This is a genomic window from Thalassotalea fonticola (genome assembly GCF_032911225.1).
GTDB lineage: Bacteria > Pseudomonadota > Gammaproteobacteria > Enterobacterales > Alteromonadaceae > Thalassotalea_A > Thalassotalea_A fonticola.
The window spans coordinates 1849623-1866469 of sequence record NZ_CP136600.1 but is presented as its reverse complement, the minus strand read 5'-3'; the positions used below and the strand labels follow the sequence as shown (position 1 = coordinate 1866469).

The 16847-nt window shown below is 40.2% G+C and carries 9 protein-coding genes and 1 riboswitch; of the genes, 5 read left to right on the top strand and 4 right to left on the bottom strand.

The genetic code is table 11. The features are described from left to right. The first annotated feature begins 158 nt into the window (after positions 1-158). Complete coding sequence (locus RI844_RS07525; RefSeq protein WP_348397830.1) at positions 159-1895, top strand: Ig-like domain-containing protein; 1737 nt, start codon at positions 159-161, stop codon at positions 1893-1895. Between the two features lie 89 nt (positions 1896-1984). On the opposite strand, the gene RI844_RS07520 is transcribed toward RI844_RS07525, so the two are convergent. The 3 genes from RI844_RS07520 to RI844_RS07510 form a co-directional block, all read right to left on the bottom strand. Continuing rightward, a complete protein-coding gene (locus tag RI844_RS07520) occupies positions 1985-3625 on the bottom strand; it encodes a DUF11 domain-containing protein (protein WP_348397829.1) in 1641 nt (546 codons plus the stop codon). A gap of 300 nt (positions 3626-3925) precedes the next feature. Beyond that, entirely contained in the window at positions 3926-5287 is a 1362-nt protein-coding gene (locus tag RI844_RS07515; protein WP_348397828.1) for a sigma-54 dependent transcriptional regulator, read from the bottom strand. 193 nt (positions 5288-5480) lie between these two features. After that, complete coding sequence (locus RI844_RS07510) at positions 5481-7640, bottom strand: M3 family metallopeptidase (RefSeq protein WP_348397827.1); 2160 nt, start codon at positions 7638-7640, stop codon at positions 5481-5483. Positions 7641-7865: 225 nt separating this feature from the next. Here RI844_RS07510 and RI844_RS07505 point away from each other — a divergent pair, with 225 nt between their 5' ends. Further along, positions 7866-8516, top strand: coding sequence for a cupin domain-containing protein (locus RI844_RS07505; protein WP_348397826.1), 651 nt, complete (start codon positions 7866-7868; stop codon positions 8514-8516). A gap of 45 nt (positions 8517-8561) precedes the next feature. Then, positions 8562-8660, top strand: a riboswitch (cyclic di-GMP riboswitch). A 17-nt stretch (positions 8661-8677) separates the two neighbouring features. After that, entirely contained in the window at positions 8678-12514 is a 3837-nt protein-coding gene (locus RI844_RS07500; protein WP_348397825.1) for a M36 family metallopeptidase, read from the top strand. Positions 12515-12586: 72 nt separating this feature from the next. Here RI844_RS07500 and RI844_RS07495 read toward each other — a convergent pair whose 3' ends face one another. Continuing rightward, positions 12587-13909: a hypothetical protein gene (locus RI844_RS07495; RefSeq protein WP_348397824.1), complete on the bottom strand. Its 1323-nt coding sequence runs from the start codon at positions 13907-13909 to the stop codon at positions 12587-12589. Between the two features lie 527 nt (positions 13910-14436). On the opposite strand from RI844_RS07495, the gene RI844_RS07490 reads away from it, so the two are divergent. Together RI844_RS07490 and RI844_RS07485 are read left to right on the top strand one after the other, a co-directional pair. Further along, complete coding sequence (locus RI844_RS07490; protein WP_348397823.1) at positions 14437-16272, top strand: AMP-dependent synthetase/ligase; 1836 nt, start codon at positions 14437-14439, stop codon at positions 16270-16272. 2 nt (positions 16273-16274) lie between these two features. Beyond that, positions 16275-16841, top strand: a complete 567-nt coding sequence (locus tag RI844_RS07485) for a methyltransferase family protein (RefSeq protein WP_348397822.1) — start codon at positions 16275-16277, stop codon at positions 16839-16841. Positions 16842-16847 lie beyond the last annotated feature (6 nt).

Genomic DNA, 16847 nt, shown 5'->3' with positions numbered 1-16847 from the left:
TACGCACTGTACAAGCTTTTTACAATCCTGTTAATATTTGTGCGAAATTTAAACAAAGCAATACACGATATACATAAAAATAATAATAAGTAGTAAACAGTCCTCCCTGTAATACTCTCCATTATTTGAAGTACATCACAATATTTTTTGAGGTTTTAATGAATCATTTTCTGATGGGCATTTTTATGTCTGCGAGTCTGTGTTTGACTCTTTTTTCGGCCAAAGCTGCAGCTATTACTGGTGAGCAAAAAACATTGGTATTTATCGTCAACTTTCAGGAGAACCCTAACGAAGTACCAATAACCAATGAAGAAGCGAACGAGTTGGTGTTCGGTACCATTGACGATTATTATCGGGCCAATTCCTACGGTCAATTATGGTTAACTGGTGATGTGGCTGGTTTGTTTACTGTCCCCCTTTCTAATCAGATTTGTAACGATAGGACTGTGGCAGATGCGGTAAATACCCTTGCTGTTGAGGCTGGTGTTCCAATTGGACAATATGATCGTCATATATATCTAACAACTGATACAGGTTGTAACTCCAATGGTTCTGCCACAGTCTCAGGACTACCATCAAGAGCATCAATTAATGGTAATTTTGTACCTCGAGTTATAGCTCATGAGTTAGGTCATAATTTTGGCCTAGACCATTCAGGCGCTTTGGAATGTGATGGAGTAACTTTGGGAGAAAACTGCGAAGTTATTAATTATGGGGATAGCTATGATGCTATGGGTAGTGATGATATGGGCTATTTTAATGCCTTTCAAAAAGAGCGCCTTGGCTGGATGAATTTATCATCAGGCCCTAATGTGATTACAGCAGATTTTGATGGAATATTTACTATAGGGCCTTATGAATTAACCAATGGGTTACCTATAGCGATTAAAATACCTAGGGGAGTCGATCCGATTACCGGTAACATGCGCTGGTTCTATATAGAGTATCGTCAATCACTTAATCATGATGATTTCTTAGCAGAACGTTCTTATAGTTTTTATCGTGGTGATGTGACTGATGGTGTTGTTGTGCGTATCGCCACAGAAGGTATAGAATCTAGCAGTCGAGTTATACATATGAAACCAAATTCTCATTTTAAAGAGGTTTTTGGCTCTAATGACTGGATGGACCCCGCTATGCCTGTGGGTGATAGCTTTACCGACCCTGAGTCAGGGGTAAGTTTTGCGTTATTATCTGCTAATGGAAATAGTGCTGAAATCAGCGTTCAATTTGGTAGTAGTCAATGTCAAATGGCTAAGCCTATCATTACTGCCTCAGCAGTAAATGGTAAATTAGCACAACCAGGTGCAGCGTTACAGTACAGAGTCAAAGTTGAAAATCGTAATTCAAGTAATTGTAGTAATGCTGAATATCAAGTTAAAGCCGATTTAGACATTGGCTGGCAAGCAAATATGGAGGTGTTAACCCTGGCTTCTGGTGAAACTGGCGAATCGATAATAACAGTATATTCTCCCATTGATAGTGAAGCTGGTAGTTATATTCTACCTATGGTAGCAACTCATGTCACTGCACCATCATACAGCGCCAGTGCGGATGTAGAATATCAGATTGAAAACGAAAGTACTTCACCACTACAGGCTAATGATGATTCAGTTATTTTGCTGAGCAAACAGGATATAACTATTGCTGTGATGGCGAATGATGAGTTGGCTGATCCTAGTACAGTAACTATCAGTGTCTCAAAACCGGCAAAAGGCAGCGCAGTAGTGCTGAATGATGGTAGTATACGTTACTCACCTGCGAACAAGTTTAAAAACAATGACAGCTTTACTTACACCATTTCAAATGGCATGAGTCAGTCTACAGCTACAGTAAGGATACAATTGGAGTCTTCTGGCAACGGCAACGGTGGTGGGAAAGGCAAACCTAACTAAATTTAGGGACTATGTGTTAAAAAAAGCCTAGCATGCTAGGCTTTTTTATTCTAGGGCGGGACAAGTACCTTCTTTGTCAAAGTGAAAGTTTACTCACCGTCTGTACTTGGACATATAGGACAAGATGCAGAGCCAGTATCAAAAGCCTGCTTACCATCTATTTTTAATTCGCCAACTGCGGATACAGTATCCCCGAATGTCTGATCGGCTTTAATTGTGAAGTCTTTTGGTATATAGCTACCACTATATGACTTACATTCAGTGCCACTACCAGGAGGATCGAGTGTAACGCCACTGAGTACAGTAACATCATCTGCAGGGTCACTTGGAGTACCAGAATCATCGACAACGCTTACCTTAACCAAAGTCAAAGCCTTAAGTGTTGTATTACATACCATTCCTGAGTAATTAACTTTTGCAATAACTCCATCATCGGTAGCAACAAAGCTAGTTGTACAATCTTTCGTAACTTCAATTTCAGGGTTAAGATCTATCTTCTCACATCTATCTCCACCATTGTCAGTAATCGTTGAAGAACCTGATTGAGTGGCTGATGCCGTTACTGTTACGGTATTGTCAAGTCCGTTCATAGAACTACTTAAGGTACCACTATAGGACGCTGTAGCCCCGGCAGCTAAAGTACCCAAATTGAATGTTTGACCATTTACGTTATCTGTAACTAGAACGTTGTAGATAGTTCCTGCACCATCATTTTCAACCACGCCGTTGAAGTCGTAATCATAACCATCTTCTGCTGCATTAACTTTGGCTTGATCACAAGTTTTTGTGATATCAACACTACACAACTCGAAACCGCCAATTACAAAGTCTTTTAAAGTGGCGGTAAACTCACTGGATGAGCGAGTTTCAGCCATGAAGCTGCTAAAACAAGTTTCAGAATTTGGAAATAGTTTGCTCACATTAATACCACCCTCGAAAAAGGATTCATATGGAAATACATCTGCATCGTCAGAGTTTTTAGATTGAAATGGCCATGGTGAATCGGTGTTGTCATAGGGACCATCTTCAGCGTTGGTAACAGCACAGGCATCGTCACTATCTTCTTGTCCACATAATGCACTCGTTTTTTTAACTAGTCTGAGGTTTTTTGCATCACATTCATCCTCTTCAGGGTCATTGCTTGCAGCCTTGTTACAAGTATCATCCCAAACATCTACTCTGATTTCGGGCTTAGCATTAGATGCTTGTGGAAAGTTTGTAAGCACTAAAATATCGCCGTTAGTGTGTGCTCCGGTAAAACTACCATCTGGAGCAGCTTCTACTTTTTGCTTGAAAAACCAAAAACCCATAAAGGCATCACCTTTATTGGAGATCCTATCGGCGCCAAAGTAAATGATTAGATCTTCGCCATGTTTGTATGCAGCTGCATAAGCATTCATGATTTCATCTTTATCTGGAGAGCTACCCGACTTATGACCCCATTGATTAAGATCTTGAATGTCTTTGCGTCCACCGGTGAAAATAGAATCATCACTGCCCATAGCATCTGGTTCATCATGAAGTATATTGGTAAACCTTAACGGTGAACCGCCATCGTTACCGCCATTATTCCATAGGGTTTCCCAATCGACAGGAGGAGCAACACCATCTTGTAGTGCGTTACCTTCTAATTCAAAAAGGTTTAGATCATGTGTCGCAAACGCAGTTCCAACAGAAAAGAAAATTGCAAAGCACATGACGAGCAGTTTTTTAAATATTTTAAACTTCATAATCATATCTCCATTACTATTACCTGATAACGTCCAGTTTATTGTTTGAAAACCGGGCTTGTTTATTCATTAACTCAATAAGCACATCGGTTTAACCGCTTATAAGTAAAACTTTTAAAGCAATAGTTGGGCCTACTTTCTAAGTGGTTGAATTGTTTGAAATAGTATGGGAACAAGGTTTAAATTTTGTCGAAATTTGAATAAAGGTGTTTCATAGCTGTAACAATGCGGTGTTACAGCTACAGGGGGAGTTTATGTCGTTAATATAATTAAAGTTGTTTAAAAATGAAAGGGGAGATTTTATAGCTTAATATTACATTTTTTAATCAATCGATAAAACGTGGTTCTAGATATTTTTAAATCCCTGGCGGCTGCTGAAATATTGTGATTGTTGCGAGTTATAGCATCGAGCAGTATTTCAGTATCAATATCTTCACGCTGCTGATTCAGGTTTTTTGTTGGCATTTTTATTTTCGCAAAATGATGGCCCAAATCTTTATTGGAGATGGTATTGCCATCTTGCATTACCACAGCTCTTTCTACACGGTTTTTAAGTTCTCTAACATTGCCTGGCCACTCGTAGCTAAGCATGCATTCTATCGCCGAGTTGGAAAACTTCAGCTTAGGATTTGCTTGTTGAAAGGGCTTTAAAAAACTAATGGCAATGGCTTCAATGTCTTCTCTGTGCTCCCTCAGGCCCGGTACGCGTAGGCGTAAAATGTTTAACCGGTGAAATAAATCTTTGCGAAAACGGCCTTCTACAACCGCTGTTTCTAAATCAATGTGGGTGGCGGCTATTATTCGGCAATCTACCGTTATTGGCTTAGCGCCGCCGAGTCGTTCAATAGTGTGATTTTCTAAAAAGTGTAATAGGTTAACTTGCAACTCTAACGGTAAGTCACCTATTTCATCGAGAAATAATGTACCTTGGTGGGCTCGTTCAATATGGCCAATGTATTTGTCTATGGCGCCAGTGAATGCGCCTTTTTCGTGGCCAAACAATTCGCTGTGGATCAGGCTTTCAGGTAATGCACCGCAGTTAATGTTAATTAGCGGGCTATTAGCTCTAGCCGATTGTTGATGAATTAACTGAGCACACAAGTCTTTGCCAGTGCCTGTTTCGCCAGTAATTAGTAACGAACTGTCAACCTTGGCTATTTTTTTTATGTGATTATTTAATTGCCGTAACTCATTTGATTTGCCAATAAGAGTTGCCGTATCGTAAGAAGCTATGTTTTTTGCCTTTATTTGCGGCTGCAATTGGGCCATGCCATAAGCATGCCCTAATGTATGGGCAAGTCTTTCTATACAAATAGGGTAATGAAAATAATCGATACAATATTCAGAGAATTTTGCCGAAACAGCTGAGTTCTTTAAATTATCATCTAGAGAGTAAGCGATCCATTTTATCTGTGGGAATGAGCTAACTAAATTAGCGATTATCGAAATGGCCTGTTTTTGCGTACTGGCCGTTAAAATGGCTATCGCGACAAGTATTGTATTTCCTTTTAGGAGGTTAACTGCCTGGGAAAGAGTTGTTACATTATGAACTTTCCATTTAAACGGACTCAACTTCCTCTGCCAGTTCATTTTGGCATGTTCAAAGTTAAAACACAGAACTGTGCGTTCTTTTGCTCTGTTTAACTTATCTGGCTTTTCCATGTTATTCCTTGAGCTTATTATTTAATAAGTACTGCTCCCTCTTATTAATAACGTCGTAGCATAAAGCATAGGAAACTATTGGCTTTCGGGCAAGAAAAGCTAAATAAAAATATAAAGTTTTGTGCGTTTATTTCAATAAAAAAGCCAGCATTCTCATGCTGGCTTTTGATTTTGCGAAAGTTTTCTTATTTACTTATTTGCTTTCTGAAACTAAACCACGACGCTCTAATAAATATTGAGGGTTTGGCTCTTTACCACGGAAGCGTTTGTACATAGTCATCGGATCTTCAGTACCACCACTTTGCAATACGTTTACACGATATCCTGTAGCAGCATCTTGGTTGAAAATACCTTTGTCTTTAAATACCTCCCACGTGTCGGCATCAAAAATGTTTGACCAAATGTAGCCGTAGTAACCTGAAGAATAACCACCAGCGAATATATGCGAGAAGTAAGTTGAACGATAGCGCGGCGCGATTTCGTTAATTAAGCCTAATTCAGCTAAGGTATCAGCTTCAAACTTATCAGCATCTTGTAACTCGGCAGTTTCAAGCGTGTGCCATTTTAAGTCAAGTAGTGCGGCTGCCATGTACTCAGTTGTAGCAAAGCCTTGGTTAAATTTACCTGAAGCTTGGATTTTCTCAACTAACTCGGCAGGAATAACTTCACCAGTTTTATAGTGTTTTGCAAAGTTGTTTAATACTTGTGGCTCGGTCATCCAGTTTTCCATCACTTGTGATGGGTATTCAACATAATCACGAGGTAAAGATGTACCAGTTAATGAACGATAGTAACCATCAGATAATAAGCCTTGAATTGCATGGCCAAATTCGTGGAATAACGTTGATGCTTGATCAAATGTTAATAGTACCGGCTCACCATTTACAGGCGCAGGGTAGTTCAACACGTTATAAATAATAGGCTGAACGTTTTCGCCGTACATTTTGAATTGTTTACGAAATGAGCTCATCCAAGCTCCGCCGCGTTTAGATTCACGTACGTAGAAATCGGTCATGTAAATACCAATTGAAGAGCCGTCTTTATCAAACACTTCATAAGTCGTTACATCAGGGTGATACTTAGGTAAGTCATCACGCTGTTTAAACTCAACGCCCCATAATTGATTAGCGGTGTAAAATACGCCTTGCATGGTGTTGTTTAATTCAAAGTATGGCTTTGTAATAGACTCGTCTAAAGCGTATTTCATCTTTTTAACTTTTTCAGAGTAGTACCACCAATCCCAGGCTTCTAATTCAAAGTCTGCACCTTGAGTGTTGGCGAAGTCTTGCATATCAGCAACTTCTTGCTTGGCACGCTCTAGTGATGCCGGCCAAACTTTATTTAATAATCCGTAAGCATTTTCTGGTGTTTTAGCCATGTTGTTTTCAAGCACGTAATGAGCGTGAGTTTTATAACCTAGAACTTGTGCGCGTTGGTAACGAAGCGATGCCATTTCTGAGGCAATTGCTTTGTTATCGTTGGCATTGTCGTTATCCCCACGATGCGTGTAGGCGTAAAATAGTTGCTCACGTAATTTACGGTTTGTCGAATATGTTAAAAACGGGTAGAAACTTGGACGATGTGTGGTGAATACCCACTTGCCCTCATGGCCTCTTTCAGCTGCTGTTGCTACTGCTGCTGCAATAATTGATTCTGGTAAACCGTCTAAGTCTTTTACATCATCAATCACTAATTCAAAACCATTGGTTTCGTTTAATAAATTTTCACCAAATTGAATGCTTAATGCCGAAATTTGTTGATTCAAACCACGTAAAGTTTCTTTATCCGCTTCGTTTAAATTTGCACCGGCGCGAACAAAACCTTTATATGTTTTTTCTAATAATGTTTTTTGTTCAGTGTTAAGCGTTAATGAATCTTTTGCATCAAATACTGCTTTAACGCGAACAAATAATTTTGCGTTTAAGTTGATGTCATCGCTCATTGCCGAGAATTTAGGTGACATTTCTTTTGAAATGGCTTGCATTTCAGGTGTCGACATTGAACCGATTAAACCATAGAAAACATTAGTCGTGTTATCTAATAAGTCACCACTTTTTTCCATGGCTTCAATAGTATTTTCAAAAGTAGGTGCATCAGGATTGTTAGTAATAGCATCAATTTGGGCAATTTGCTCAGCGATACCTTTTTCCATTGCCGGCTTATAATGCTCAATTTTGATTTTATCAAAAGGAGGCATGCCAAATGGTGTGTCCCATTGTTGATAAAATGGATTTGATGCTTCAACGTTTACTGTTTGTTGTGTCACTTCTTTGTTTGCTGTTTCAGTTGTTGCAGAGTTACAACCTGCAAGTGCAATTGCCAGCGCAATTGGCGTTAAAATGCGTGCTTTCATTTAAGGTATTCCCCGTAATGCTTACTATTACCTAAGTTAGATATGATCTACTTAGGCTAAAAATTATTATTCGACATTGTTTTTATAACAAAATCGTAGCGTTGTAAAACTTTTAGCTATAAGAATAATACTAAATTTGTAACGAAATAATACGCGCCTGTTACGAAATAATTACAGTTAATAAATTATCTAAGCCATAATAAGAAAAACACCTAGGTAGATGTAATGAATTTAAATTTAGATCGTAGTGTTGCTTTGGCAATAAACACCACTGAGATGGCATGGGAGGAATCTCCTAGTAAAGGTGTCTATCGCAAAAAACTGGAACGTGAAGGCGCGGAATCTGGTTTAACGACTAGCGTGGTTAAATATGATGTAGGCACTGGCTTTTCAGCGCATTCGCACCCCGGCGGCGAAGAAATCTTTGTACTCGAAGGTGTGTTTGAAGATGAACATGGCAAGTTTCCAAAGGGTACCTATTTTCGTAATCCTCCGGGGAGTTCTCACTCACCGAAAAGCCCTGAAGGTTGCGAGTTATTTGTTAAGCTTAATCAATTTCAACCTATTGATAAAGAGTTTGTGAAAATAGAAACCACAAAACAAGAATGGTTACCTGGCTTGGTTAATGGTTTATCGGTAATGCCATTGCATTCTTTTGGCACCGAGCATACAGCTCTGGTTCGTTGGCAACCTGAAACGCATTTTAAACCTCATGTTCATGCAGGAGGAGAGGAGATATTTGTATTGGATGGGGTATTTGAAGATGAGTATGGCAAGTACCCGAAAGGCACATGGCTGCGTTCACCAAATTATTCAAAGCATAACCCCTTTAGCAAACAAGGCTGCATTATTTTAGTGAAAACCGGATATATGTAAAACCAGCTACAAAATGGTTAACGTTGTACTATGCTTTATAGAGTTTAACGACAAAGCCAAACTCGTCGAAAGGCGAGGACGGAAAGCCACGGGTCCTCGTGTCCTATGTAAGCGGTAAGGAAACAAGATAGCCAGGCTGCATATACCTGAGTGGTCGCCCTATGCCTGAATGTAAGAAATTAATTTCTGTTAATACTTTGTTTGGTTTTGTGTTAGTTGCAGTACTAAGCATTACTTCCTCATATGTCCAAGCCGTATCCTCGAACTCCGCAGCTAAAGGGAATCCTGCAACATTTCTAACCGGCCCTAATGCAGGAAAACCGCTGGCGATAGCACGTAGGTATATAGATCAAAACAAAGGTGAATTAGGCCTCTCAAATATTGATATTGCCGGTATGGTAGTAACTAATCAGTACACTTCATCGCATAATGGCGTTACTCATATTTATTTTCAGCAACATTACCAGGGTATTGGAGTACATAATGCCAGCATTAATATAAATATTGCTGCTGATGGCAGTGTTATTAACCTTGGTAATCGCTTTATGGCGAGTATAGATACTGCGGTAAATTCAACATTGGCGTTAGTGCCTCGTGGGCAAGCGATTTCTGCCGCGGCCAAAAGTTTAGGGATAGACCCTAACTTAGGTCCTATATCTCGTAATCCAATACAAACCAAACTGGTTTATCAGCCAGTTGCTAAAAACATGCTGCGCTTGGCATGGGATATGGAGATTTATGAGCTTGATGCCAAAAACTGGTGGAGCATGAGAGTTGATGCTATCAATGGTGCGGTTTTGGATCGAAAGAATTACGTTGCCCATGAGGTATATGAAATCTATCCGGTGCCCTTAGAAAGTCCTAATCATGGAGTTCGTGATTATTTGAGCATGCCTATTGGCACATCTACTACCTGGGTAAGTGACCAATGTACATCAGGTAACAATGTAGATGCCTATCTTGATACAGATAACAGCAATTCCCCTACGGGAGGAAATAATGCGCGAGCTTGTAATTCTGGCCTAGATTTTTCTTTTTCTTTGGAACTTTTTCAAGAGCCTAATCAATATCAGGATGCAGCCGTTACTAATCTATTCTATTGGAATAACATTATTCATGACGTTTTCTACCAATATGGTTTTGATGAAAATAGTGGTAATTTTCAAAATGATAACAGTGATAATGGTGGATTAGGCAATGACGCAGTAAATGCCGAGGCTCAGGATGGCGGAGGTACAAACAATGCCAATTTTGCAACCCCGCCAGATGGTCAAGCTCCACGTATGCAAATGTACTTGTGGAACCAAACCAGCCCTATGCGTGATGGCGATCTGGATAACGGTATTATTGTCCATGAATATGGCCATGGTATTTCAAACCGTCTTACCGGCGGACCATCTGCTGCTACTTGCTTGAATAATACCGAACAAGCAGGGGAAGGATGGAGCGATTACTTTGCCTTGATTATGACTATTGAAGCTGGCGATGAAGGTAGTGATAGTCGAGGGATAGGTACTTATGTTCTTGGCGAGTCGATAGAGGGTGATGGTATTCGAGATTATCCATACAGCACAGATATGTCGATTGACCCTCGTACTTACGACTCGATTAAAACTGCAGCTGTCCCTCATGGTGTGGGCTCAACCTGGGCAGCCATGCTTTGGCAAATGACCTGGGCTTTAATTAATGAGCATGGATTTGAACTTGATTTATATACCGGTAGCGGCGGTAATAATATTGCATTACAACTGGTGATTGATGGCTTGAAAATGCAGCCCTGTTCACCGGGCTTTGTCGATGCCAGAAACGCCATACTCTTAGCTGACCAAAATAACAATGCGGGTGCTAATCAATGTATTATCTGGGAAGCCTTTGCCGAACGAGGTCTGGGCTTTAGTGCTGAACAAGGCAGTGCATCAAATCGTAGCGATGGAATAGAAGCATTTGATGTGCCGCTTTTTTGCCAAGAGATATTAAAAATTACAACTACTTCCAGTTCTGAGTCTGTGGAGGCAGGGGCAACATTAACTTATTATTTGCAAATTGAAAATAACACTCCTGGTTCATTAAGTGGTGTTACAGTAACAAACCCGGTCCCCAATCATACAAGCTACATTAATGGTTCTGCTACTTGTGGCGGTTCATTGGTAAGTGAAATTGTTACCTTCCCGATTGGGGATATGGCAATTGCTGGAAGTCAAAACTGTTCATTCGAAGTAATAGTAGACTCCTCTGCAGCAACACCAATTGTTTTAGACGATATGGAAAGTGGTAGCAGCCAATGGATTATTAACCACGGTAGTGGTACAGATGATTGGTCGCTTTCCACTGAAAGTGCTCATAGCCCTGTTTATGCTGCTTTTGCAGAAGATATCGCCACAAGTACCGATCAGTACCTAACTTTGAACAGTCCTGTAGAACTAACCGGTGATGCAATTTTAAAATTCTGGCATCATTATGACACTGAGGCCAATTGGGATGGTGGTGTTGTTGAAATTTCTATAAATGGAGTTGATTGGGACGATGCAGGTCAACATATGTATAAGGGACCTTATAACAGTACTATCACTTCAAATCCGGCTAGTGCTATTAGTGGACGTAAAGCATTCTCTGGAAACAGCGGAGGTTACATTCAAACCAATGTTGATCTTAGTAGCTACGCAGGTGAAACTGTACAAATTCGATTTAGAATGGCTACCGATGGCTTAGTAGGCGGTGTGGGATGGTACATAGACGATGTGGAAATTATTGATGATGCGTTACTTTCCAATCAAGCGTGTGTAACGGCTATTGAAGGCGATAACGATTGCGATACTGTACATAATACTGTCACTAGTATTCCTGCTCCTCACATTGCAGTTAACCCAGCGAGTCTATCATCAGAGCAAGGTGTCGATGTTGAAACGTTCCAAGCTTTAATCATAGCTAATACTGGTAGTGAACTATTGACTTGGAGTATTGAAACCGACACTGCTGATAATTGCTTAGCGCCTGATAATATTAGCTTATCTTGGGCTAGCGTCTCTCCTATTGCTGACAGTACCGATGGAACGCTCCCTAATGATGTTACTGTAACTTTCAATTCAACTGGTTTGGCGCTAAATGAGTACAATGGAGTACTTTGTATTTATAGTAATGACAGTGTTAACTCGCCTTTAACAGTACCTCTAACTTTGACCGTATACGATCCTAGCGCCACAACAGAGCAACAGGCAACGGCTGAAATTGCGAACAAAGGAGTAATTACTGGCACCTTTGTTGATACCCATGTAGATGATGGTGCGTCAGAAGAAATAACTGAAGTTCGTGTTGGTGGTAATCGAGATAAACTGCTACATACGTGGAGTTTTCAATTAGATAATGGTACTGGCTTGGAAATTAATGCTAACGCTTGGATGCGAAATGACGGCGGCGATGGAGAAACCATTCAATTTTCCTATTCAAGTGATAATAGCAACTATATTCCTTTTTATACACTGAGCTCCACTAGCAGCTCAAATACACTCACAGTGCCAATACCTGATCACAGTGCAGGCGCATTTTACTTGCGCGTTGAAGATACAGACAGAACAAAAGGCAATAATAATAATGCCAGTCTATTTGTTGATTACCTTGCAATCTATGAAGGCAGTGTCACTGAACCTCCTGAACCACCGGAACCGCCACAACCTACAGAGGTTGCAGTCGATATAGACCTATCAGGAAGTTCTGAAATTAGAAATAAGCCATCTAGGTGGGATGCAATCATAACGGTTTCTGTGATGGAAAATAATGGATCCGAAAATGCTGTTGAAAGTGCGGTGATTAGTGGTAACTGGAGTAATGGTACTAGCGGCAGTGGCAGCTGCACAACTGAAGCTGACGGCACATGTACCATTAAAAAGGCTAACTTAAAGCAGAATGTTTCAAGTGTAACTTTCACTTTTGGTAGTATTGAACGGGAGGGAAATACCTTTGTAACAACTGTATTGGATAACCCGGTAGAGGTTAATCAATAATAAAAGATCATAATTCAAATAAAACCAGCCTGACTAGGTCAGGCTGGTTTAGCTTACTCGGTAATATTTACTTTACCCTGGGCATGCAGTGTCAAAGGGGTGGTTACCATAAGTAAATTGACAACCAAAGTCATCAGCCGCAACATTGTTAGCATCCAGGAAATCATCACCAGCTGGTTTATTGCCATTTTCAACCCAGTCAACCAAGTCTAAGAATGACGATACCATTTCATTTGCAGTGAAATCACAGTGCATTACACCTCTGTAAGCCCTAGTTACTAGCAAGTCTTGTTTACCCTGTTGTTTAACTTTTGTGGCATAGGCAATTTCATTCTTAATTGGTACGAATAAATCGCCGATGTTGTGCATAGTCAGTACCGGGATAGGCAGGTTGCCGTTGATCACGGGTACTTGCGATAAGCCGTTTGGATTTTTGCTTTGTGGTGCTAGTGCCACTCTAAATATTGAGTCATTAAACGCTTGTTCTTCAGGGCTTAGCTCAGGGTTAGTATCAAACTGATACACCACATCGATATTTTCAGCTGTATTCCCAGGATTTCTTGGCATTACGCCATCGCTTAAGCCTAAATCAAATAGAAAGTTTCCTGGCCCTGTCCCTGACTCAACTTCAGCAAAGTTATTCCAGAAAAACCAAGCACTGTCAAAATTTGGACGATCGCCACCTGAATGCAACATCACTAAATTTTTCAAGTTTTCGCCTTGTTGATTTAATCCCACAGGCCACGTATTAGGTGCAGATTCTAAATTGGCCTTGATACTTGGTACCGTTGCGGTGACATAAGTAAATGGTTCTACTGGGAAAATAGAAGTATCGGTACCTAACTGCTGCGCGGCTAAGTTGAAATCCAATACAAAATCAAAGGTTTCATAGTCACCTACGGCGCCACAAATAGGCATGGCTCCGGCAAATAATTTCGGGAACTGCTCAATAATTACCGCAGTAATATGGCCACCCATCGATAAGCCAGTCATATAAATTTTATCCGGCTTTGCAGCAATACCATTGAACCTTTTTAGCAAAGCCAAGGTGTCTTGCACTCCCGTGGTCACATCGTAGTCATTTCTACTGTAAGATGATGCTGCCCAGGCATAACCTTGGGCAATCAAAAAGTGACGCATTGGATGGTCATCAACAGTAAGCTCTGTTTTACCAAAACCTCTAAACCCGTGTGCCCATACTACCAGCTCACCATTCCAGTCATCGGGTACTTCAATATGATAACCCGCATTGGTGTGTACCCCCCAATAGGCTGTTGCCCCCGGCAATGCTGTGAAGGGCAGTTTAGTTTGATCAATAAAATAGCTAGAAGCGGCATTAGTTGTTGCAGTAAAGCTCATAAAAGCTATTGAAATTAATAACATTAAGGTTTTCATCAGTGTTGTCTCCAGTTAGTTACCCGGCGTTTATTGCCGGAATTGTTAGAAAGCAAAACATCAAATTTTCAACTATTCTTTATTGATCAAATTACCTTCTTCGCTACATGTATTTTGTAAGGTGTACAAAATACACTTTCACTCGTAATACCTAAGAGCAAGAACTGAACCGATTTTATAAATACGCTTAATAGATTGTTTTATATAGGTATTAATATTTGATTGATTGTTAAGTGAAGAATTGTTGGTGTACATAATTGCTAAATGGTTATGCAAATTTGTACGAGGTAAGGTGATTAAACTAACTGATACGCACAGCAGTACTAATGGCTAGGTAACTGCAATAACGATTACTGATAATGAAAGTACATTTATGTGCATGAAAACACACTTATGTATGCCAGATTTGTCTGGTGTGTGAAGCTCAATTTTTAACAATGCTGTAAAAACAACAACTTACTGAATTATGATTATGTGGCACAAAATCTGCAAATTAAAACTGAATATTGGTTAAAGGAGATTGAATTTTGACTAAAAAATTTGATCTCTATCGAACTTTCAAAATGAGCATGGGCTTGTTAGGAGAAGGTGAAATCATGAATACAGCATTATTGGTAGATAAATTAGAGCAGTACTCGCAATCGGAGTTTAAAGTTGATGTTGCGGCGACGCTACGAGCTAAGGCGAATGAATTTGCTTCGCAAATCGCTTTGTCTGGACATTTGTTAGGTGGTGAGCTTAACGTTGATGATCAATTTACCTATGCGGAACTGGCTGATGAGGTAAAGCAGTTTTCTAAATTATTACTTGCTAAAGGTATACGCAGAGCTGATCGGGTCGCGTTGTTAAGTGAAGCGCGCCCACATTGGGCCATCGCATTTTTAGCCATTCTATCTTGCGGCGCAATTGTGGTCCCCGTTGATCCACAGTTAACTGAAGTAGAGCTGCTGCTCATTTTAACAGATGCCAAACCGAAAGCGCTTATTGCTTCTAGTAAAATGCTAGCCACAGGTTTAACCCTGCAAAAACAAATGACTAGTATTAATTTTGTTGTTGAACTTGAATGTTATAAAAGCCAGTTAACAGCACTCGAATCTTCTATTAACTCGTTAAGCAAATATCATCAACGTGTTAAATTAAACAGTAAAGCCGTGATCTGTTACACCTCGGGCACTACCGGTAAGTTCAAAGGCGTAGAGATCACCTTTAGAAACATTGTCGGCCAAGTTGAAAACTTAAATCGATTGATGAAAACTGATGGCGCTGAAGTATGTGTATCTATTTTGCCATTGCATCATTTATTAGAGCTGTCAGCCGGATTGTTAGGCGTGTTATGGGGAGGTGGGCAGGTTTGTTATTTAAACAGCTTAATTCCCGACGATCTGTTAAAAACCATGCGAGCTCAAAACGCAACGTTTCTAATTGCCGTACCATTGTTTTTATCATTGATGAAAAAGTCTATTTTACAGCAAGTCGCCAAAGAGTCTAAAGCTAAACAGCTACTGTTTAACTCGTTTTTACATATCAGTAAATACCTACCAGTAGCCCTTAGGAAAACAATATTTCACCAGGTTCATAAAAAGTTTGGTAACAAGTTTAAGCACTTTGTGTGTGGTGGCGCACCACTGGATAAAACCACCTTAAGGTTTTTTACTGATCTTGGCTTTACCGTATATCAAGGTTATGGCATGACTGAAACCAGTCCGGTTATTAGCGCCAATACACCTTATAAAAACCGTTATGGCTCAGTTGGCAAACCCTTACCAGGTTGCCAAGTTAAAATAGACAAAAAAAATCAATTAGACACCTACGCTGTAGGTGAAATCCTTACCCGTGGCCATCATGTAATGGCAGGGTATTATGGCGATGAAACTTTAACGGCAAAAACGATTGATCAACAAGGTTGGTTGCATACTGGCGATCTTGGTTATATCGACAAAAAAGGTTTTCTTTATGTAACCGGCAGGAAGAAAAACACCATAGTGTTAGCCGATGGCCAAAATTTACAACCAGAGCAAATTGAGCCGCAGTTATTTTCGCACCCAGACATTAAAGAAGGCTGCGTTGTTGCGTTAAAAGCAAATGAAGGGCTATATCAAGGTAGATTACAAGTATGTGCAGTACTGGTTGCCAGTGAACAACTCAGCGAAGAATTTAAGCAAGATCAATACGCCTTACAACAAAAACTGCAGCAGATCATCGAGCAGCGCAGTGAAAAATTGGTGCGCTGGAAACGGCCGACTAAAGTCATTGTGCTTGCTCAAGATTTGCCCCGTTCCACCACTCGCAAAATTAAGCGTTTGCAGGTGGAGCAACTTATTGAACAGTATGCAAATCAGCCCCATCAACAACAGGAGAGCTAATTATGAATACCGTATCTTTTGTGATGGTGATGAGTAACTTTATCGTAATTGCCGTGTTACCTTTGATAATATTTCGCCGAGATGGCTCATTTAATCTGAAGTGGTGTATTACCGCATTACCTTTCTTGGTGGTCGTTGTGGTGTTGATTATGGGCTATGTTGAGCAGTTAATCTCTCTACAGATGTATTCAGCACTATTATTCGAGCTTGCTCAAATCAGTGCGGCAATATTTAGCATTGCCTCAATTGGGCTGATTGCCTGCACTATTCATGCACATGAATTTAAGCCGGCGTTATGGCATCAAGTCAATGACCAACCACAGGAGTTAGTTACCTGGGGTCCATATAAAAGCATTAGGCACCCATTTTATTCGGCGTTTCTTTTAGCATTTTGCGCAAGTGTAATGCTATTTCCGCATTACTTGCTCTTTGGCTGCTTGGCTTATGGCATCATTGTTTTAACTGTAACAGCCAAACGTGAAGAAACTCGCTTAACACAGGTGTTTGGCGGGAGCTATCAGTGTTATATGAGCACAACGGGTCGTTTTATTCCTGCCGGTTTGCTGTAGGAGTTA